17 protein-coding genes and 1 riboswitch are annotated in these 19,421 nt (G+C 70.4%); of the genes, 5 read left to right on the top strand and 12 right to left on the bottom strand.

What is annotated here, in order from left to right:
- The 8 genes from ACFU9P_RS29840 to ACFU9P_RS29805 all read right to left on the bottom strand — a co-directional run.
- Positions 1-372: LysM peptidoglycan-binding domain-containing protein (locus ACFU9P_RS29840; RefSeq protein WP_384086733.1), on the bottom strand; the 372-nt coding region annotated here is incomplete at its 3' end.
- An 85-nt stretch (positions 373-457) separates the two neighbouring features.
- Positions 458-612, bottom strand: a riboswitch (cyclic di-AMP (ydaO/yuaA leader).
- Positions 613-972: 360 nt separating this feature from the next.
- On the bottom strand, positions 973-1,683 hold the full coding sequence (locus tag ACFU9P_RS29835) for a polysaccharide deacetylase family protein (protein ID WP_384086730.1): 711 nt from the start codon (positions 1,681-1,683) through the stop codon (positions 973-975).
- The gene (locus ACFU9P_RS29830) at positions 1,676-2,680 is read right to left on the bottom strand and encodes a lysylphosphatidylglycerol synthase domain-containing protein (protein WP_384086728.1); all 1,005 of its coding nucleotides are present in this window, start codon (positions 2,678-2,680) and stop codon (positions 1,676-1,678) included. Before ACFU9P_RS29830 ends, ACFU9P_RS29835 begins: the two co-directional genes overlap by 8 nt.
- Positions 2,681-2,730: 50 nt before the next feature.
- Positions 2,731-3,795, bottom strand: coding sequence for a glycosyltransferase family 2 protein (locus ACFU9P_RS29825; protein WP_384086725.1), 1,065 nt, complete (start codon positions 3,793-3,795; stop codon positions 2,731-2,733).
- On the bottom strand, positions 3,792-4,916 hold the full coding sequence (locus tag ACFU9P_RS29820; RefSeq protein WP_376379532.1) for an endonuclease/exonuclease/phosphatase family protein: 1,125 nt from the start codon (positions 4,914-4,916) through the stop codon (positions 3,792-3,794). The genes ACFU9P_RS29825 and ACFU9P_RS29820 overlap by 4 nt, the downstream gene beginning before the upstream one ends.
- Positions 4,917-5,050: 134 nt before the next feature.
- A complete protein-coding gene (locus ACFU9P_RS29815) occupies positions 5,051-6,079 on the bottom strand; it encodes a glycosyltransferase family 2 protein (RefSeq protein ID WP_384086722.1) in 1,029 nt (342 codons plus the stop codon).
- Between the two features lie 67 nt (positions 6,080-6,146).
- Positions 6,147-7,118, bottom strand: a complete 972-nt coding sequence (locus ACFU9P_RS29810) for a UbiA prenyltransferase family protein (protein ID WP_384086719.1) — start codon at positions 7,116-7,118, stop codon at positions 6,147-6,149.
- Positions 7,119-7,229: 111 nt separating this feature from the next.
- A complete protein-coding gene (locus ACFU9P_RS29805; RefSeq protein ID WP_376379541.1) occupies positions 7,230-8,264 on the bottom strand; it encodes an NAD-dependent epimerase/dehydratase family protein in 1,035 nt (344 codons plus the stop codon).
- Between the two features lie 880 nt (positions 8,265-9,144).
- Between ACFU9P_RS29805 and ACFU9P_RS29800 the strand changes: the two genes are divergently transcribed.
- From ACFU9P_RS29800 to ACFU9P_RS29790, 3 genes are all read left to right on the top strand, one after another.
- Positions 9,145-10,053 (top strand): SDR family oxidoreductase, encoded by a 909-nt coding sequence (locus ACFU9P_RS29800; RefSeq protein WP_384086716.1) that lies wholly within the window; start codon positions 9,145-9,147, stop codon positions 10,051-10,053.
- A 148-nt stretch (positions 10,054-10,201) separates the two neighbouring features.
- Complete coding sequence (locus tag ACFU9P_RS29795; protein WP_384086713.1) at positions 10,202-11,875, top strand: phosphotransferase; 1,674 nt, start codon at positions 10,202-10,204, stop codon at positions 11,873-11,875.
- Between the two features lie 21 nt (positions 11,876-11,896).
- Positions 11,897-12,250, top strand: coding sequence for a cupin domain-containing protein (locus tag ACFU9P_RS29790; RefSeq protein WP_384086710.1), 354 nt, complete (start codon positions 11,897-11,899; stop codon positions 12,248-12,250).
- Between the two features lie 27 nt (positions 12,251-12,277).
- On the opposite strand, the gene ACFU9P_RS29785 is transcribed toward ACFU9P_RS29790, so the two are convergent.
- From ACFU9P_RS29785 to ACFU9P_RS29770, 4 genes are read right to left on the bottom strand one after another with little or no spacing between them, the layout of a single operon-like run.
- A complete protein-coding gene (locus ACFU9P_RS29785; RefSeq protein WP_384086707.1) occupies positions 12,278-13,426 on the bottom strand; it encodes an XdhC family protein in 1,149 nt (382 codons plus the stop codon).
- Entirely contained in the window at positions 13,419-15,740 is a 2,322-nt protein-coding gene (locus tag ACFU9P_RS29780) for a xanthine dehydrogenase family protein molybdopterin-binding subunit (protein WP_384086704.1), read from the bottom strand. The genes ACFU9P_RS29785 and ACFU9P_RS29780 overlap by 8 nt, the downstream gene beginning before the upstream one ends.
- Entirely contained in the window at positions 15,737-16,729 is a 993-nt protein-coding gene (locus tag ACFU9P_RS29775; RefSeq protein WP_384086701.1) for an FAD binding domain-containing protein, read from the bottom strand. Before ACFU9P_RS29775 ends, ACFU9P_RS29780 begins: the two co-directional genes overlap by 4 nt.
- A complete protein-coding gene (locus ACFU9P_RS29770; RefSeq protein WP_376379562.1) occupies positions 16,726-17,340 on the bottom strand; it encodes a (2Fe-2S)-binding protein in 615 nt (204 codons plus the stop codon). The genes ACFU9P_RS29775 and ACFU9P_RS29770 overlap by 4 nt, the downstream gene beginning before the upstream one ends.
- Before the next feature lie 268 nt (positions 17,341-17,608).
- Between ACFU9P_RS29770 and ACFU9P_RS29765 the strand changes: the two genes are divergently transcribed.
- Complete coding sequence (locus ACFU9P_RS29765) at positions 17,609-18,244, top strand: TetR/AcrR family transcriptional regulator (RefSeq protein WP_384086698.1); 636 nt, start codon at positions 17,609-17,611, stop codon at positions 18,242-18,244.
- A 45-nt stretch (positions 18,245-18,289) separates the two neighbouring features.
- Positions 18,290-19,165: an IS5 family transposase gene (locus ACFU9P_RS29760; RefSeq protein ID WP_384086695.1), complete on the top strand. Its 876-nt coding sequence runs from the start codon at positions 18,290-18,292 to the stop codon at positions 19,163-19,165.
- The last annotated feature ends 256 nt before the right edge of the window (positions 19,166-19,421 follow it).

Here is a 19,421-nt window from a genome sequence, read left to right as displayed (position 1 = left end):
CTCGGTGGTCGCGTTCTCTGCCGACGCGTTCTCGGCGGCCGCGGGGACGGCTTCTCCGGTGGTGGTGGACCCGGCCGGTTCCTGCGAGCCGGTCTTCGTGCCGAGGGTGAGCTTCATGCCGGGGCGGATCAGCGCCGAATTTCCGCCGATGACCTCCCGGTTGTCCTCGTACAGCTTCTTCCAGCCGCCGCTCACCGAATACCCGGCCGCGATACCGGAAAGCGAGTCCCCCGCGACCACGGAGTAGGTCTCCGGGCTCCCCTTCTCCGACGTTCCGGAGAGCGTGCCGGTGAGCGGCTGGGGGGCCTCGGCGGTGCTGTGCGCGGGTGCCGCCTGGGCGGCGGTCGCGGCCACGAACGGGAGCGCGAGCATGGCACCACCTGTGCCGACTGCGGCAAGACCACGGGCGAACGGACTGCTTCGGGGACGACGGTGCTTGGCCTTTGCGGGCATGACGAATTCCTCTCCGTCGCCTGCGAGGTGAGCTGTCGGGTTCGGGCTGGAGATGCCCGGCCGCGCTGTGCACACGGCTTCACCCCTAGCCGGTCCGGATTGCGGACCGGCGACTTACCTGGGTCCCCCGCTCCTGCCGTGGATGAGTGGGTTCGGTTTCCGGACGACGGCAGGATTCGGCGGTCCGTCCGGATTGACGTGAACGTAGGCTGAACATCCGGAGGAAAACAAGGCCTGAATTCACAACTCGCCCCGGGAAACCAATCCGTACGGGAATGAGCCGGTCGCCCGGAGGCCGTCCGGGAACTCAACTCTCTTTGCCCGCGAGCGAAATGGGGAAGAAGGCGGGTGCCGGGTTATATTCCCGATGTGACGCACATCATGATGGCGATGGATTTCCTTACGTCACAACACCGTCCAGATAGTTACAAGTTGTTGCAATGCCACACAAATGCACCATTCGGAGAAAACAGACAAATCGCCACAATGGTGCGGGTCGCCCGGCCGGGTGTGCGTCGGTCACAGCGGCGTGAACTCGACCCCGCGCGACCGCAGTCCGGCCAGCGCGGTGTCGAGCGCGGCCACCGTCCCCGACCGGTCGCCTCCCCCGTCGTGGCACAGGACGATGTCGCCGCCACGCGCCCGTCGTACGGTCCGCGCGATACGGGCCGCCGGCGGTGAACGCCAGTCCTTGGGGTCCACCGTCCAGTCCACGGGCGCCAGCCCTTGATCGCGCGCCGCGCTCAGCACCGTACGGGACCATCCGCCGGCCGGGGCACGGAAGAGGACCGGGGTGAACCCGGTCTCGTCCGACACCACCCGCTGGGTGCTCCGGATCTCCTGGGTGATCGTCTCCGGAGGGAGGGCCGCGAAGGGCTGGGGGTGGCGGAAGGTGTGGTTGCCGATCGTGTGCCCCGCGGCCAGGACGCGCCGCAGCAGCTCCGGATAGCGCGCGGCCTCCGCACCGATCACAAAGAACGTCGCCCGCACCTCATGGGCATCGAGGACATCGAGCAGCCGGGGCGTCCACTCGGGATGGGGGCCGTCGTCCACGGTCAGCGCCACCGGGAGCGGCGTGGCCGGAGCCGGCCCGGCGGCGGGGACACCGAAGAGCGGGCCGCCCGCCAGCAGCCGTCGTCCCCCGCCGCCGGTCCGCAGCCGCAAGGCCTCGGTCCTGCGTACCAGGCTCCAGGCCGCCTGCGCGGCATGGGCGCGTATCCGGTCAGACACCGCTCGGCACCTCCCCGACCTGGGCGGCGGGGGCGGGGGACTGCCCGCCAGGTGTCCAGCGCGCCAGCAGCAGAGCGAACCCGGCGCCGACGACCTCCGTCACCGTGCAGCAGATCCGGCTCGCCAGAGCCGCCGCGCCCGCCTGCGACCAGGGCAGGTCCACCGTCAGAACCACCATCAGCACGATCTCCCGGACCCCGGCGCCCCCGGGCACCACAAGGGCCCCCGCCCCGGCCGCCGCGGCCAGCGCGAATCCGCCCACGCACAGCGCCAGCGAACCGCCAGCCGGCGCCCCGAGTACCACCGCGATCATCCACAGATGCGCGCCGCCGACCAGCCACGACAGGACCTCCAGAACGACCGCCGTACGCAACGGCCCCTCCGCCACACTCAGTTCGGGCGCGGGCCGACGCAGGATCCGGGCCGCGAAGGCGGCGGCCCGTACGATGATCCCCGGCCGCCGGAGCAGTACGGCCAGTACTCCCGCCACCGGCAGCAGCCACAGGGCTCCCGTGCCCATGACCCGGGGCCCGGCCAGGGCCCCCACGACCGCGGCGGTCAGCAGCACCACCACGGAGTTGAGTACGTACGCGGCGATCATGCGCTTCGCCGCCACACCGCTGCGACGCCCCAGATGCACCCCGGCCAGGGCGCTCCAGAACGGCCCCGGCAGATATTTGCCCAGAACCGTCCCTCCGAAGATCCGGAAGGTGGGTCCCCAGGGGAGCGGCGACCCCAAGCTGGTCAGGGTGGCGCGCCAAGAGCCCATGCTGAGGGCCAGTCCCGCGGTGTTGATCAGCAGGGAGCCGATCAGCCAGGGGGCCGCGCCCTCGCGCGAGAGCAGTTCCTGAATGGTGGAGCCGCTGCCCTTCAGGGCGCTCCACATCCCGTACCCGGCGCCGCCCACCAGGACGAGTGCCAGCACCGGACGGAGCACGGCGGTCCACCGGCGGCGGCCGGTGCGAACGGCTTCGCTCTTCCCGTCCTCCCCGCTCATGCCGTCCTCCCCGCTCACCCTGTCCTCTCCGCTTTTCCCGTCCTCCCGGCTCATCCCGTCCTCCCGTCCAGGGGCGCCGGGCGGGGCGGGCGCCCCGTACTCGTACCGAAGTCACGGTCGAACCGGCTGCGCACCCAGCCGGTCGCCGCACCGAGCGCGATCTGTACGTTGACCAGGAGATGCAGGCCGACGAACAGCGGCAGGAACCCCGCGCCCCGCTTGCGGCGGACGAACCCCAGCAGCGCCGGATCCGCGGCGGCGAACGCGGCCACCCCCAGCACCGGAACCGGCGCCAGCACGGGGAAAACGACGGCCGCCGGCGCGGAGACCGCGGTGAGAAGCGCGGCGGCCACCCCCAGCGCGCTGTTGGCGCGCAGCGCCCCGGGGCGGCGGCGGTGCGCGGCGGCGAACGGAAGGAGGTACTGGGCCCGGCGGAACTGCTCGCGCAGCATCGGACCGAGCCGGTACTCCTCGTCATGTGCCGCGACGATCCGGTCGGTGAGCACGATGGCGTAACGGGCGGACAGCCGTTCGCTGTACTCCACGTCCTCGCTGTCACGCAACGCCGGTTCGAATCCGCCCACTTCCTCGAAGACCCTGCGGGGCATCGCCGCCGCGGCGAAGAACGCGGTCGGCGTCGGCCCGACGCCCTTGAGCCGCCAGTGGTGCGCGTGCAGGGTCCGGTACCACTCCACCGGGCCGTCGTCCACGAGCGGTTCGGCGGCGATGATGCCGTGGACACAGCCCAGCTCCGGGTCCGCCGAGAGCAGCCGGACCGCGTTCTCCAGGGAGTCGGGGGTCAGGGCCTGGTCCGAGTCGAGGAAGAAGAGGATGTCGCCGCGCGCGGCGGCGGCACCGGCGTTGCGCGCCGCGGAGACGCCGCCGTTGCGTTCGGCGCGCAGCACCCGGCAGTCGAAGCGGCGCGCCACCTCCACGGAGTCGTCGGTGCTCGCGTCGTCGGAGACGATCACCTCGTACGGCGGGAGGGTCTGGGCCGCAAGCGAGTTGAGGCACAGCTCCAGCGTCCTGGCGTAGTTGTAGTTGGGGATGACGACGGAGACCCGCGCCGTGGGGCGGGAGCCGTCGGCGTCCGGTGCGGCGGCGGTTCCGGTCACAGCGACACCTCCAGGATCTGGGCACGGTGGTCGGACAGGCCGTCCATGCGGTCGAGGGCGTACCGGTCGACGGTGACCGGCTCGGTGGTGAAGGCCCAGTCGAGCCGCCACAGCCCCAGTACGGGTACGAGTTCGTTCCAGGTACGGGGGTAGACGCCCCCGCCGCTGTCCGCCGCGTCGCGCAGGGTGCTCCGCAGCTCGGTCAGCTCGCCCATGGCCGGGCTGCTGTTGAAGTCCCCGGCGACCACCAGGGCCGTACCGCGCTCGCGCTGTTCGCGCAGTTCGTCCTCCAGCCCCTCGAACTGGGCGCTGCGGCTGCGCTGCCGGTCCTGGAGCATCCCGAAGACGGAGGGTGAGAGGAGGTGTGGACCCGGATCGATCTGTACTGGAATGTGCACGTTGTACAGGGAGAGGGGCCGGCCGCCCACCCGGATGTCGACGCGGAGGGTCTTGACCGCCCGGTAGACCTCCAGCCAGGGCGCGTCGGGCCGGCCGGCGACGGCGGCGCCGGGACCGACCAGCTTCGAGCCGGTCACGGGATAGCGGGACAGGGTGATCAGTTCGCCGCGCGAGACGACGTGATAGCCGGGGAACTCGCGGCGGATCCTGGCGAGATCGTCGACCGGGCGGAGGTTCTCCTGCTTGTAGTCGACCCCGTGCAGATACTCCTGGAGGAGATAGACATCGGCGCGCTGGGCCTTGAGCACCTCCCAGAAGCGGTCGGTGTCGACGTCCTGTCCCCACCAGGTGGTGTTCCAGGAGACGATACGGAGATCCCCTGCCGTGGCGGCGGGGGCGCCCTGGGTCAGCGCGGAGAGCTGTACACCGTTGCGCGGCCAGCTCACCACGGCGGAGAACAGGGCGAGGCAGCACACCAGGACGACGGCGGTACGGCGGGAGCCCGCCCGGCCGGTCCCTGTCCGCGAGCCGACCCCTGTCCGCGACGAGCTGCCCGTACGGGATCTCCACGCGCCCGCCGCACACGCCGTCCCCGCCAGCAGTACCGGCGCCGCCAGGAAGACCACGGGCGGCATCAGATCGGGGACGAGCATGACCCACCACTCGCCGCTGAGTAGCCGTTGCAGGACGGTGAAGCACGCCCACAGGACGGCCAGGGCCACCAGCGCGCGGGCGGGTCGGCTCCATTGGGGACGTGCCGCAGAGGCCGGTGGTGTCGTGGCGGAGAGCCCGGATGCCGTGCCCGGTTCCGCCCCCGCCTGAATGGAGGGCGGCGAAGCCGGCGGGCGGGTGGCGCTCACAGTGCCGCCGCCGGTGAGGAGGGCGCGGACTCGCGCACGTACAGGCGCCGGAAGGCGGGTGACAGCAGCCAGTGCGCCGCTCCGAACGCCACCCCCACCGCGACCGTGAGGTTGAAGACGAGCTGTACGCCGATGAAGCCCAGCAGGAACAGCGGCCCGCGCCGGCCGGCGACAAAGCGGTACATGCCGAAGTCGAGACCGATCACGGCGGCGAACAGCAGCACCGGCACCGCCCAGGCCACCGGCCCCAGAACGGCGGGCGCCGCCAGCGACACCACACCCAGCAGCGAGGCGAGACTCGCCCAGGACCGGGAGGCGGTCTCGAATCCCTTGGCGAACTTGCGCCGCTGCGCGTACAGCGGGACCCGCAGACGTCCCCGGGTGAATATCTTCCGTATCAGCGGCACCAGTTCGGAGTCGTCGTCGTGCGAGCCGCGGATGGCGGGGGTGAGCAGCAGGTCGTACTTCTGGGTGAGCCGCTGCCCGTAGTCGACCTCCTCGGTCTGCCGCAGATTGGGGTTGAACGGGCCGACCGCCTCGAAGACCTCGACCCGCATGGCGCACATCGCGGAGATCAGGAAGCTGACCGTGCCCTCGGAGCTGGTCCGCCAGTAGTACGCCTGGAGGCAGCGGCACTCCTCGACCAGGCTGTCGCGGATCAGCGGCTCCGGCTCGTACATGCCGCACACGGCGCCGATGCCGGGCTCGTCCCGCAGCAGCTCGACCGCCGCCGCCACGGCGCCGGGCCGTAACGCCACGTCCGAGTCGAGGAAGAACAGGATCTGGCCGGAAGCGTGGGCGGCTCCGGTGTTACGGGCGACGGCGACACCGCTGTTGGTGCCCGTACTCAGCACGGTGACACCGAGGGACCGGGCGATCGCCTCGGAACCGTCCGTGCTGCAGTCGTCGACAACGATGATCTCCATGTTCGGGTAGTCCTGCTCCTGGGCGGAGCGGATGGACAGGCCCAGGGACCTGGCGTAGTTGTAGTTGGGGATGATCACCGACACCATGGGGTCTTCCACGAGATCTTCCTTCTCTGTCGTTCACGTTCATGTTCGGTGGCACAAAAGGGAGTTGGGGCACCGGTGGTCAGGACAGGGTGACGAAGATCCCTATCCACAGCACTCCGGATCCGATCAGCAGCCGGTCGCGGAAGAGCGTCCGTACGGGATCCGCGCCGCCGTTGCCCACGACCAGGAGCTGGAGGTAACGGAAGAGGGCGAACAGGGAGACGCCCAGGGTGAGGAAGACCAGGGCGGTCGCCGCTCCGTTGTGGTTCGGATCGGCCATCAGGAAGATCCCGAACGCCATCGCGGACAGCGCCGCGCTCACCATGATCAGGTAGTCGATGAACTGTACGGAGTAGCCGGCCAGGGCCGGCCGGTGGTCCCGGGAGACATCGAGCAGTTCCCTGCGACGCTTGCCGAAGGCGAACAGCAGACACATCGTCAGCACCGAGAGCAGCAGCCACGGCGAGGGGCGCGCGCCGAGCGCCAGATAGCCCTGGACGGCACGCAGGACAAAGCCCCCGGCGACCGCGAAGGCGTCCACCAGCGCAAGATGCTTGAGCCGGTAGCTGTAGGCGAGATTGAGTACGAGATAGGCCGGGACCGGCCAGGCGCGCTCCGGCGAGGCCACGACGATCCCCGCGACCAGAGCCGCGCAGACCACCGCGAGATACGTCCAGGCGACGGCGACCGGCAGTTCGCCCGACGCCAGGGGCCGGTGCCGCTTGGTGGGATTGAGCCGGTCGCGCTCCCGGTCGACGATGTCGTTCAGCGTGTAGACGGCGACCGAGGCGAGCGTGAAGAGTGCGGTGGCCCAGAGCACAGAGCCGAGCGCGCCCGGCGTCCAGCGGTGCAGAAAGACCGCGGGCAGGGCGATGACGACGGGGTTCTTGGCCCACTGGTAGGGCCGGGACAGCCGCAGCAGCGCGCCGGGGACGCGCAGGGCGCGGCGCAGCGGGCCCGCCCGCCGGTCGACGGTCGTCGGCGGGGCGGCGCCGGGCACGGCGGGGGCGGCGGGGGTGGTTCTGGGCACAGTGGATTCGACACCGGACATGGCTCTCCTAAGGGAAGAGTCGGAGGAAGCGCCGCCGGGGGGAAGCGCCCCGGGCGCTGTCGCGCGAGCCTCGGAGGGGTCCTGGACCCCCGGCGGGCTCTCGGGCAGGTGTCAGAAGACCGCTTTGGCCAGCGAGAGCGCGCCCTGACGCCAGGGGTCCCTGCTGGTGCGCCCGGTGCCGAATCCCTGGTGACGGGACCGGCCGCGCCACCACTCGAAGCTGCGCAGGATCGCCTCACGGTTGGAGTGGCGGGGTGCGAAGCCGAGTTCCTTCCGGATCCGGGTGATGTCCATGTACGAATCAGCGCGGAGCTTGTGGATCAGACGCATATAGACCGGTGAGAGGCCCGCCCGGGCGAGCAGCCCCAGGGTGGCGACGGCCGGGCGCATCGGCAGACCGATGACCCGTTTGCCGTGGCCGGCCGCGTCCAGCACGGTCTGGAAGTCGTCGCGAAGCGTCCCGAACTCGGCCGCGCCCACGTTGAATTCGGTGTTGACGGTCTCCGCGGGGCCGTTGGCCGCCAGCAGGATGGCGTCGATGAGATCCTCGACGTCGAGCATCTGGCTGCGTACCCGTCCGGAGCCCAGGACGGGGAAGTGATGGCCCTCCTCGGCCCATTCGAAGAGCATCGCGAAGATCCCGAGCCGTCCCGGCCCCAGAAAGGTCTTCGGACGCAGTACCGGTACGACCATGCCGTCGGCGCGGGCCTTCTCGACCAGTTCCTCGGCTCTGGCCTTCGCTCTGCCGTACGGGTCGATGGGCCGCCGGGGAAGGGTCTCCGGTGTGGGTACCTGGGTGGGCAGTCCGTAAACGGAACCGGTCGAGAGATACACGACCCGGGGCACGTCCATCCGTCCGGACTCGGCGAGCACCGTTCTCGTGCCCTCGACGACGATGGAGTCGATCTGCTCGGCCGGATAGCTCGGCAGGGCCGAGGCGCTGTGCACCACGAGATCGGCCCCGCGGACCGCTTCCCGTACCGCGGCGGCGTCGCGTATGTCCGCGTGGACCACTCGGGAGGCCGCGGAGTCCGGCCGGTGCACGATGTCGAGGCCGGTCACCTCGCATCCGTCGGCCGCCAGCCGCTCCACCAGAGCGGTCCCGAGCATGCCGTTACTACCCGTCACTACGACGCGGTTAAGCACGTGTTCACCTTCCGGGCCGGAGGAGCGGCGGTCCGACGGCCTGGGTGTGCAGCGCCCGGGGCCATGCAATTGCAACGTTTCATTCGGGTCCTCGTTCCTTGTGCCCGCCGCCGTGGAACAGATGGCGGCGCAGGGGAGTCGAGCCGGTGAAAAGGGCGCCGCGGTTCGCCTTCGAATCCACGGACGGAGCCCTCGCACCGGGCCGACGGCCGGCTGTGTTCGAGGCATCGGCCCAGGTGAGCCATGCCGCGGAGAACCATGACATGTTCAGCAGGGCGTGCCCAGGGGGCACTTGCACGGGAAGGCCGCCGGGTGTCGGTAACAGGCCAGCGGGACGCGGAGAGCCGGGCCGGGATCGTAGACGATCTATGGGTCGTTTCATCAGCACAGATCGGACAACGATGTCAGCAATCAGGGGCGGGTTAGCGCCCGTGTTACCGCTCCGACATATTCACGATGGCGGAAAGTGACCGCACGAAAGCGCCGAGTTGCCACCAGATATGCCTCATTCAGGGATAAACGCGAATGGAGCTATGCGGGGTGGCGAAGTCGGCACCGTGGCGGGGCAGGGCGCAAGGGGGCTGTTGACAGTGATCAGCCGCGGTGGCAATCATGGCGGCGTGGGAGCGCTTCCATGAGCGCGCGAGCCAGCGTCGACTCGTGTGGAGACCCCTCCCCCCATTTCTTTCCCCCTCCTCCGTCCGCGGTCCCTCATGACCACCCCCGGTCGCCCCGGTGCGCTCCGAAGCACTTCGAAGCACTCCGGATTCACCCCCACCGCCCCGGATTCACACGCTTCACCACCGAAGCCGCGCCATGTCGCGCGCCTTGACGCCCCGACGATGCCGCTGGCACCCCGAAGCGGCGGAGAAGAGACGACATGCCTCGAAGAATTCTCGTGACCGGCGCCGGCGGCATGCTGGGGGCCGAGCTGATGACCACCCTGTCCGCCGTCGGCAACGACGTGCTCGGCTGGTCCCACTCCCAGGACCGCCCGAACTGCCTCCGTATGGAAGCCGGTTCGCGCCGGGAAGTGGAGGCGTTCTTCGCGGAACAGTCCCTGGACGTATGTGTCCACTGTGTGGCGAACGCGGATGTGCAGCAGTGCGAGGACGACCCGGAGATGGCCCGCCGGGTGAACGCCGAAACCACCAGGATCGTGGCGGAGCAGTGTGCCTGCCGCGGAGTGAAGCTCGTGTACATCTCCACGGAGTACGTCTTCGACGGCACCGCCCCCGACGGATACGAGGAGAAGGCCGCCCCGTCGCCGATCCAGGTGTACGGGGAGACAAAGCGCGGCGGTGAACTCCATGCGACCCGGGTCCCCGGTCATCTGATCGTCCGTCTTCCCGTGCTCTACGGGCAGCGGGTGCCGGGGCGCGGCCCGACCTGGACAGAGTCCGTCCTGCGGGCACTGCGGAACGAAGTCTCCATCGAACTGGACGACCGGCTCGAACGCCAGCCGACCTGGACGAGCGATGTGGCCCGCACGCTGGAGCGGGCCCTCGCGGCGGATCTCGGCGGCATCCTCCACGTGGCCGCCCAGGAAGGCGTGACCAAGTACGCCTGGGGCAGGAGGATCGCGGAAGCGGCGGGGCTTCCCCTCTCCCTGCTCCGGCCGTCGCGGGGACCGCGGACGGAGTCCGGCGCGCCCAGGCCGACGCGGCCCTGGCTGCGGACGTCCCGGCTGGAACGGCTGGGGATCCAGCCGCCGGCCGGGGTGTCCGAGCGGGTCCTTCCTTATCTGCGGTCGATGGGAGCGGTCGGGGCGACGCCCGCGCGCCGGTAGTCCGAGCCGGTGGTCATGGGACGGGTACGCCCGTCCCGCTCCGCCGCCCGAAGGCCGTACCGCGCTCACCCGAGAGCCGTGCCCCGCTCCGCCCGAGTTCCTGGAAGTCCGTACGCGTCAACTCTCGTCCCGCAAGAGGAGACATCCGGTGGAAATCATCGTGCGCGACACCTTATGCCCGCACCATCCGGACGAGCCCGTGGACATACCGGCCCGGCTGCGAGCCGCGGTCCTGGACGGCACACTCGGCGAAGTCACCGTCATCACCGGCACCCTGCCCACCAAGCCCGTTCATGAGCCGGACACTCCCGTACCGGACCCCTCGCCCTGGTCCGCCGCGGTGAAGTACGTCGTACAGGACGACCCGGCGGACCGTACCGAAGCGCTGGCCGACAAGTTACGGCACGGAAGCGGCAGCGTTCTCATCCTGGACTGCTCGTGCGAGATACGCCCCGGCATCCTCTCCGCGTTCGCCAATCTGGTCACCGCCACCGTGCTGGTGTCCGACCGCGCACATCTCGTACAGCACCGGCGCGTACGCGCCACGGCCCATCAGGTGGGCCGGCTCGCGCTGGCGCTGGACGGGCTGGGGCCCGAGGGCGAACTCGCCTATCTGGGCACGCTGTTCCTCACCGGCGCGGACAGGGCGCTGCTCCGCGACATCCTCGCCGAGGACGGCTTCCGGCTCTCCTGGCCGGGGACCGTCTGCCGGCTGGCCGCGCGGATCCATGTGCAGTGCGCGGCCCAGTCCCGGGACATCCACGGCAAGGACGTCGTGGTGGGCGGCGCGCTGGCCGGCGGCTCCCATGCCCGTACGTACATCAGGTTCGACCCCGCCTCCGGGCGGCGGACCGTACGCAAGGAGGCTGTCGGGGCCGGCCGCGAGAAGCTGACCGACGAGATCGTCTGGCTCCATGGCCTGGAGACGGCCGCGGGCAGGCACTTTCCCGATGTGATCGAGTCCAGGATCGAGCCGTACGGCGTGTCCATGGACCTCGCCTACCACCACCTCCCGACCCTGCGCCGGCTCATCCTGTCGGGCGAGATCGACGAGGAGGAGGCCGCCCGATGGGCGCGCCGGACGCTGGCGACCCTGCGGCGCGACCTGTATCCGGTGGGCCCGGTACCGGCGCCGGACGACTATGTGCGCCGTACGCATCTCGACCGTATCCGCAGCAGGCTCGTGGAGACCGCGGCGGCCGTTCCCGCGCGGTGGCGGCTCTGGAACGCGGCCGAAGTCCGGGTGAACGGCGTTCCGTTACGCGGAATCCAGCAGGTGGCCGACGCCCTGGCGGACGACCGGGCGGCCCTGGAGCTGCTGGCCCCGGACCGGCTCGTCCGTACCCATGGCGACCCGCACTTCGACAACATCCTGATCGACCGGCACAACCACCGCTTCTTCCTGATCGATCCGCGGGGCAACTCCGGCTACGACATCGCGTACGACCTCGGCAAGATCTGGCACTCCGTCAACTCGCTGTACGACCTGATCCATGACGGCCATGTCGAGGTCGAGGCGGGCGACGACAGGATCGACTACGCCTTCACCTCCCCGCGTCTGGTCGCCTTCTACCACGGCGTACGGGAGCGGCTCCGCGACTGGCTCGTGGCGAGCGACTGGTCGCAGGGCGACCCGCACTGGTTCCTCAAGGTGCGGCTGGCCGAGGCCGCGCACATGTGCAGTGTCATGCCCTTCCACATCGTCCGCGGCAGACCGGAGACGGTCGCGATCGCCTGCTACGCCCGCGGCCTCGAACTGATCAACAGCCTCTACGAGGACGTCATGGCCGAAACCACCGCCCGGCTCGTCCCGGGTGTCTGAGCGAGACGGGGAACCGATCCCATGCGTGTTGTGCACTCCGATGCTCTGACCCCGGACCACCGTCCCGACGGGCGGACGGTGCTGTCGCTCCTCGATCTGCCCGTGGACATCCCCGTCGACCGGACCGGGGTGCTCCTGGTCGAGCACCCCGCCGACTTCACCGAGGAGCGCCACTACCACCAGCACCTCTACGAGATCTTCTACTTCCTCGACCCGGCCGACTACTCGGTGGGCGAGCAGACCGTACGACTGGGCGCGGGCGACCTGCTGGTTCTGGAGCCCGGCGACGTGCACGGCGCACTTCCCGTGGCGCATCCGGTGCGGCTGCTCGTATTCCATGTGCCCAAGGTCCCGGGGGACAAGGTCCGGCCCTGACGGCGCGCGCTCAGGCCCCGAGCCGGGTCAGGCTGCCGCTCGTGGGCGGGCCCCGTCCTGCTGCCTCCCGTCGACGTCATGGTGAATGAACGTTCCCGAACCGGTCAGCGGGACTCCCGTACCGCCCCGGCGCGCCGCGACGATCTCCGCCGCGATGGACAGGGCGGTCTCCTCGGGCGTACGGCCGCCAAGGTCGAGGCCGATCGGGGAGCGCAGCCTGGCCAGATCGCCGTCCGTGAGGCCGACTTCGCGCAGACGGCGGTCGCGGTCCTCGTGGGTACGGCGCGAGCCCATCGCGCCGACGAACGCGACCGGCAGCCGCAGCGCCGTCTCCAGCAGAGGAACGTCGAACTTGGCGTCATGAGTGAGCACACACAGGACGGTCCGCTCGTCGGTCGGAGTGCGCCGGAGGTAGCGGTGCGGCCAGTCGACCACGAGGTCGTCGGCCTCGGGGAAGCGGACGCGGGTGGCGAAGACGGGCCGGGCGTCGCAGACGGTCACGTGGTAGCCGAGGAACTTGCCCACCCGTACCAGTGCCGTCGCGAAGTCCACGGCACCGAAGACGATCATCCGGGGCGGCGGCACCTTCGACTCCACGAACAGCGTCACACCACCCGGGCAGCCCGACCCGTCCTCCGCGATCTCGACGGTGCCGGTGCGGCCGGTGTCCAGCATCGCGCGGGCCTGCGCGGCCGCTGTCCGGTCCAGTTCCGGATGTCCGCCGAGACCGCCCTCGTACGATCCGTCGGGGTGTACGAGCAGCGCGCCGCCGAGCAGTCCGGCCGGGCCCCGTGCCACCCGGGCCAGTGCCGCCGCCTCGCCCCGGTCCGCGGCCGACACCCCTGCCCGGAACACCGGGGTGTCCGCGTGCACCGGCGTGACCAGGACGTCGATGACACCGCCGCAGGTGAGTCCCACCGCGAAGGCGTCCTCGTCGCTGTATCCGAACCGTTCGCGCACGGTCCGGCCGTCCTGGAGCGCCTGGACGCACAGCTCGTACACCGCTCCTTCGACGCACCCGCCGGAGACGGAACCGATGGCGGTGCCGTGGCTGTCGACGGCGAGGGCGGCGCCGGGTTCGCGCGGAGCGCTGCCGTCGACGGCCACGACTGTCGCGACGGCGAAGTCCCGGCCCTCCTCGAACCAGCGGTTCAGTTGGTCGGCGAGATCAAGCACTCCCGGCCTCCTCCGTCGTGTGGCTCCCGGTCTCCTCCGCTGCCCGGCTTCCGGTTCCTTCCGCGGCCCGGCTTCCGGCTCCTTCCGCGGCCCGGCTTCCGGCTCCCGACGTTTCGCGACGAGCTTCGTCCGCCGCGCGGTTCCGGGCCTCGTCCGCCGCGTGCAGGACCCGGTCCGGGCGGATCGGCAGGTCACGGTGGCGTACGCCGGTCGCGTGCCACACCGCGTTGGCGATCGCCGCAGCGACACCCACGACACCGATCTCGCCGATGCCCTTGATCCCGACCGGGTCGTCCGGGTCCGGATCGTCCACCCAGTCCGCCTCGATGAGCGGCACATCGGCGTGCGCGGCGAAGTGATAGCCGGCGAGGTCGGCGCCGACATGGCCGCCGGAGGCCACGTCCCTGACCGCCTCCTCGTGGAGGGCCATGGACAGCCCCCATGTCATTCCGCCGATCAACTGGCTGCGGGCGGTGAGCGGGTTGACGATGGTCCCGGCGGCGTAGATGCCGAGCAGTCGTCGTACCCGTACCTCACCGGTGGTGACATCCACCGCGACCTCGGCGAACTGCGCTCCGAACGAGTGCCGTTCCTTCTTCGCGAGGGCGGCGATGGCCTCGGCGGTGTTGGACCGCGCGGTGATCCCCTCCGGCGGAATGCCGCCTCCCAGGGCCAGCCGCTCCCTGAGTTCCTTCGCCGCGACCGTCACCGCCCATGCCCAGGAGCGCGTGCCCATCGAGCCGCCGGCGAACATCGCGGGGCCGAGGTCGCTGTCCGCCATGCGCACCCGGATACGGTCCGGATCGACGGCCAGCGCCTGCGCGGCGACCAGGGTCATCGCGGTCCGTGCGCCGGTCCCTATGTCCGTCGCGTTGATCCGTACGGTGAAGGTGCCGTCCGCCTCCGCGGTCACGGCCGCGGTGGACGGGCCGGCTCCCGACGGATAGGTGGCCGCCGCCGTCCCGGTCCCGAGCAGCCAGCGCCCCTCGCGGCGCAGTCCGGGACGCGGGTCCCGGTCCGCCCAGCCGAATCTGCGGGCGCCCTCCTCGAAGCAGGCGAGCACATTGCGGCTGCTGAACGGCAGCCCGGACACCGGACCCGACCCGGGTTCGTTGCGTACGCGCAGCTCGATCGGGTCGATGCCGCACTTCTCGGCGAGTTCGTCGAGGGCGGATTCGAGCGCGAAGGACCCCGGTGCCTCGCCCGGCGCGCGCATCCAGGACGGGGTCGGCACATCGAGCCGTACGAGCCGGTGCAGGGTGCGGTGCGCGTCGGCGTCGTACATCACGCGCCCCAGCACGGCGCTCGACTCGATGAATTCGTGCAGCGTTGACGTAAGGCTCGTCGACCGGTGGTCGAACGCGCGCAGCCGGCCGTCGGCGTCGGCGCCGAGCCTGACCCGCTGTGCCGTGGGGCTGCGGTACCCGACGAGGGAGAACATCTGACGGCGCGTCAGTACGACACGGACCGGGCGGTGGAGGACGGTCGTGGCCATCACGGCGGCCACTTGGTGCGGGCTCAGACCCTTCGATCCGAAGCCGCCGCCGACGTGTTCGGACCGTACGCGTACAGAGGCCGGGTCGAGGGAGAAGAGCTGCGCTAGTTCGGTCGCCACCCACGTGCTGCCCTGGTTGGAGTCCACGACGTCGAGCCGGCCGCCGTCCCAGCGGGCCGTCGCCGCATGGGGCTCCATCGCGTTGTGGTGCTCCTCGGGTGTGGTGTACTCCTCGTCCAGGACGACGGAGGACAGGCCGAGTTGTGCCTCCAGGTCGCCCTTCTCCGTCTCGGCACGGACCAGCGGGTTGTTCTCCGGTGTGTACGCACCGGGGTGTCCGGCGAAGAACGCGGCGTCGTGCGGCTCCTCGTCGTACCGGACCACGAGCGCCTCGGCGGCCTCCCTGGCCTGCTCGGACGTCTCGGCCACGACCAGCGCCACGGGCCAGCCCACAAAGGGCACCCGGTCGTGCTGGAAGATCCCGAGGACCGGGTTCGGCCGCCCCACCATGCCGATGTAGTCGGTGTCGACGCGCGGCGCATTGCCGTGGTGCAGCACGGTGAGAACGCCCGGCATGGCCAGGACGGGGGTGTCCTCCACGGAGCGGATACGGCCGCGGGCCACGGTCGACAACACCAGCCAGCCGTGGGCGAGTTCGGCGAAGGGGATCTCCCCGGCGTAGCGAGCCGCCCCGGTGACCTTGGCGCGGCCCTCCACCCGGGTACGGGCGGTACCGAGGGCGCCTGTCACGGCGGCGGTCCGGGCCGTGGTGGCCGGCGTCGTCCGCGTGGTCGACGTGGTCGGCGTCGGCGGGGTCATCGGGCGGCCTCCTCGGTGAGTCCGGTCAGCACGGCCACGATGAGATTGCGGGTCAACGGCACCTTGTATCCGTTCTGGGGAAGCGCCTCGGCGGCCGCCAGCTCGGCATCCGCCGCGGCGGCGAAGGCCTCCGCGCTCGCCGGGCCGCCGGTCAGCGCCCGCTCGGCGGTACGGGCCCGCCACGGCCGGGACGCGACCGCCCCGAACGCGAGGCGCACTTCCCGTACGACACCGTCCTGGACGTCGAGCGCGGCGGCCAGCGAGCCGATCGCGAAGGCGTACGAGGCGCGCTCGCGCACCTTCCGGTACCGCGAGTGGGCGGCGACCGGGGCCGGCGGCAGTGTGACGCCGGTGATCAGCGCGCCGGGCGGGAGGGCGGTCTCGATGTGCGGGGTGTCACCCACGGGCCGGTAGAACTCGTCCATCGTCAACTCGCCGGGGCCGTCGGCCGTTTCGTACGAGATGACGGCGTCGAAGGCGGCGAGCGCGACGGCCATGTCCGAGGGATGGGTGGCGACGCAGTGCCCGGAGGCGCCGAGGATGGCGTGGTTGCGGTGCTCGCCCGTGAGGGCGGGGCAACCGCTGCCGGGGGAACGCTTGTTGCACGGCTTGCTCAGGTCGGTGAAGTACCCGCAGCGGGTCCGCTGGAGCAGATTCCCTCCGACCGTGGCCATGTTGCGGAGCTGCCCCGAGGCGCCGGCCAGGACGGCCTGCGCCAACGCCGGGTAGTGGCGCCGTACTTCGGGATGGGCCGCTAGATCGCTGTTGGTGACGGTCGCACCGATGCGAAGCCCGGTGTCGTGGCTGAACTCGACTTCGCCGAGGGGAAGTTCGCGCAGGTCGATGAGCAACGAGGGCCTTTCCACACCCGCCTTCATCAGGTCGACGAGATTGGTGCCGCCGCCGAGGAAACGGGCGTCGGGGGCGGCGCCGAGCAGGGCGACCGCTCCGGGGACGTCGAGGGCGCGTTCATAGCCGAATTCCCTCATGCGGCGACCTCCTTGATGTCGGCCTCGGCGGGTCCGACTGCGGCGGGCCCGGCCGTTGCCTCCACCGCTTCGGCCGTTGCCTCGGCCGCCCGTGCGACCGCCTGCACGATCGACACGTAGGCGCCACAGCGGCACAGGTTTCCGCTCATCCGCTCGCGTATCTCTTCGGCGGTGAGGGCGGGCGCTCCCGCTTCGGGCCGTACATCGTCGGTCACGGCGCTCGGCCAGCCCGCGGCGTGTTCCTCGATCACAGCGATGGCCGAACAGATCTGCCCCGGAGTGCAGTAACCGCACTGATAGCCGTCGAGATCGACAAAGGCCTGCTGCACCGCGTGCAGCCGCTCGCCGTCGGCCACACCTTCGATGGTGGTGATCTCGCGCCCCTCGGCCGCGACCGCGAGCTGAAGACAGGAAACGGCCCGACGCCCGTCGAGCAGCACCGTACAGGCACCGCACTGGCCCTGGTCACAGCCCTTTTTGGTACCGGTCAGATCAAGACGCTCACGCAGGGCGTCGAGCAGGGTGGTGCGGTGGTCGACGGGCAGCGTGTGCTTCTCGCCATTGATGTTCAGGGTGATGGCGCTGTGCGTGGTCGAGGGGGCTGGGGCCATGATCAGCCTTCTTTCGCATTGCTGATGCGTGCATTGCTGACGCGTGTCGATGCGTCTCGAACAAGATCCCGGCAGACGGCACGGGATGGAGGGGGTGGGGGGAGGCAGGGGGCGTGGGAACAGCGACAATGGGTACCGGTCGGCCGCACTGGCCGGATCCGCCGCTATGGTGGACTTAAGCGGATAGCTGTCCGGTTGCTGTCGAACCTAGCGGACAGCTGTCCGGTTAGCAAGGCCGGGCTGGGACGTGATTCCGGAAGGAGGACGAGTGCAGGAAGAAAAGGGCGCGGCGCTGCGCTCCGACGCGCAACGGAATCGCGAACGGATCCTGGAAGTCGCGCTGGATGAACTCACCCGCGCCGCGGACGCCCCGCTGAGCATGATCGCGAAGAAGGCGGGCGTCGGGCAGGGAACCTTCTACCGCAACTTCCCCAACCGCGAGGCCCTCGTCCTGGAGGTCTACCGCTACGAGATGCAGCAGGTCGCCGACACCGCCGCCCGCCTGCTCCGCACCCGCCCACCGGACCGGGCCCTGCGGGAGTGGATGGACCGCCTGGCCCAGTACGCCATGGCCAAAGCCGGCCTGGCCGACGCCCTGCGCAAAACCACCAGCACCCACGGCAGCCTGGCCCAGATCGGCTACACCCCGGTGAGCGAGGCAGTCACGCTCCTGCTGACCGCAAACAAAGAAGCCGGCACCATCCGCCCGGACCTCACCCCCGACGACTTCCTCCTCGCCATCGCCGGCCTCTGGCAAATCGACCCCCACACCCCCAACTGGCAACCCCGCGCAACGCGACTACTGGACCTGGTGATGGACGGCCTGAGAGCAGGAGCACGGGGAGCAGGTGGGCCAGCACCGGGCGAGTCCGAGGGGGACGGCCCGGGGACCGGGCGCCCCTAGGGCGTGTATCGAAAATGGCTCTCGGGCGGTGAATGATCATGGTTCATGGGGCGGGGAGATCTCACGGACAAGCAGTGGGCGGTGCTGGAGCCGTTGTTACCGAATGGTGCCAGGGTGGGACGGCCACCCGTCTGGCCTCGGCGGCAGTTGATCGACGGCATACGGTTCCGAGTCCGGACCGGTGTGCCGTGGCGGGACGTGCCCGTTGAGTACGGACCGTGGGGCCGGATCTACGACCTCTTCCGTCGGTGGCAGCGGAATGGCACCTGGCATCAGGTCCTCACTCGGCTCCAATCCCTGGCCGACGCGAAGGGGGCGATCGTCTGGGACCTGAGCGTCGACTCCACGGTCTGCCGCGCCCACCAGCACGCGGCCGGGGCCCGCAGGCAGGGTGACCTGCAGAAGGAACCACCGGGCGGCATCTTCACCGAGCCCGCTGATCACGGACTGGGACGATCGCGGGGCGGGTTCACCACCAAGCTGCACCTTGCCATCGAGCAGTGCCAGAAGCCCATGTCGATGGTGGTGACCGCAGGGCAACGTGGGGACTCGCCGCAGTTCGAAGTCGTATTGGAGAAGGTCCGCGTGCCCCGAGTCGGGCCGGGCAGACCGCGCGTCCGACCGAGCCGGGTGCGGGCCGACAGGGCGTACGCCTCCCGCAGGAACCGTGCCTACCTGCGTCGCCGCAGGATCAGGTGCACCATCCCGGACAAGGCCGATCAGGCACGCAATCGTCGAAAGCTCGGTTCCCGTGGCGGTCGGCCTCCGCTTTTCGATCCGGCCGACTACCGTGAGCGTCACGCGGTCGAGTGCGGGATTAACCGCCTCAAGAGGAACCGCGCGGTCGCGACACGGTACGACAAGCTCTCGGTCCGCTACGAGGCAACTGTCCTCGTCGCTTCGATCAATGAGTGGCTGTGACCCACCGCCGCCCTCGCCCGCAGGGTGCGGGTTCCGAGGTCACGCAGTGGGTTGCGCGACCGGTAGGGACACGGTCGTCCTCGCGCGGGGGATCGGTGTTCCCGCGCGAGGACGGTTCCAGCTTCACTGCTGAGCCCATGTGGCTGGAGGGCCGCTGGATTCAGGCGACCGGCCTGCTGCGCTGCCCACTGCTCGAAGGTGGTGGTGGTCAGGCCGAGCGGGCGGCAGCGCCAGTCCGGTCTATGCGGACGGCGAT

Origin of the sequence: Streptomyces sp. NPDC057617, assembly GCF_042800555.1 — a bacterium.
Lineage (GTDB): Bacteria > Actinomycetota > Actinomycetes > Streptomycetales > Streptomycetaceae > Streptomyces.
This window is presented reverse-complemented; position numbering and strand designations above follow the sequence as displayed.

Coding starts and splice junctions, on each gene's coding strand:
- ACFU9P_RS29830 (WP_384086728.1), bottom strand. CDS start 2,680: ATGAGCGGGGAGGACGGGAAGAGCGAAGCCGTTCGCACCGGCCGCCGC.
- ACFU9P_RS29810 (WP_384086719.1), bottom strand. CDS start 7,118: ATGTCCGGTGTCGAATCCACTGTGCCCAGAACCACCCCCGCCGCCCCC.
- ACFU9P_RS29800 (WP_384086716.1), top strand. CDS start 9,145: ATGCCTCGAAGAATTCTCGTGACCGGCGCCGGCGGCATGCTGGGGGCC.
- ACFU9P_RS29790 (WP_384086710.1), top strand. CDS start 11,897: ATGCGTGTTGTGCACTCCGATGCTCTGACCCCGGACCACCGTCCCGAC.
- ACFU9P_RS29780 (WP_384086704.1), bottom strand. CDS start 15,740: ATGACCCCGCCGACGCCGACCACGTCGACCACGCGGACGACGCCGGCC.
- ACFU9P_RS29775 (WP_384086701.1), bottom strand. CDS start 16,729: ATGAGGGAATTCGGCTATGAACGCGCCCTCGACGTCCCCGGAGCGGTC.
- ACFU9P_RS29770 (WP_376379562.1), bottom strand. CDS start 17,340: ATGGCCCCAGCCCCCTCGACCACGCACAGCGCCATCACCCTGAACATC.
- ACFU9P_RS29760 (WP_384086695.1), top strand. CDS start 18,290: ATGGGGCGGGGAGATCTCACGGACAAGCAGTGGGCGGTGCTGGAGCCG.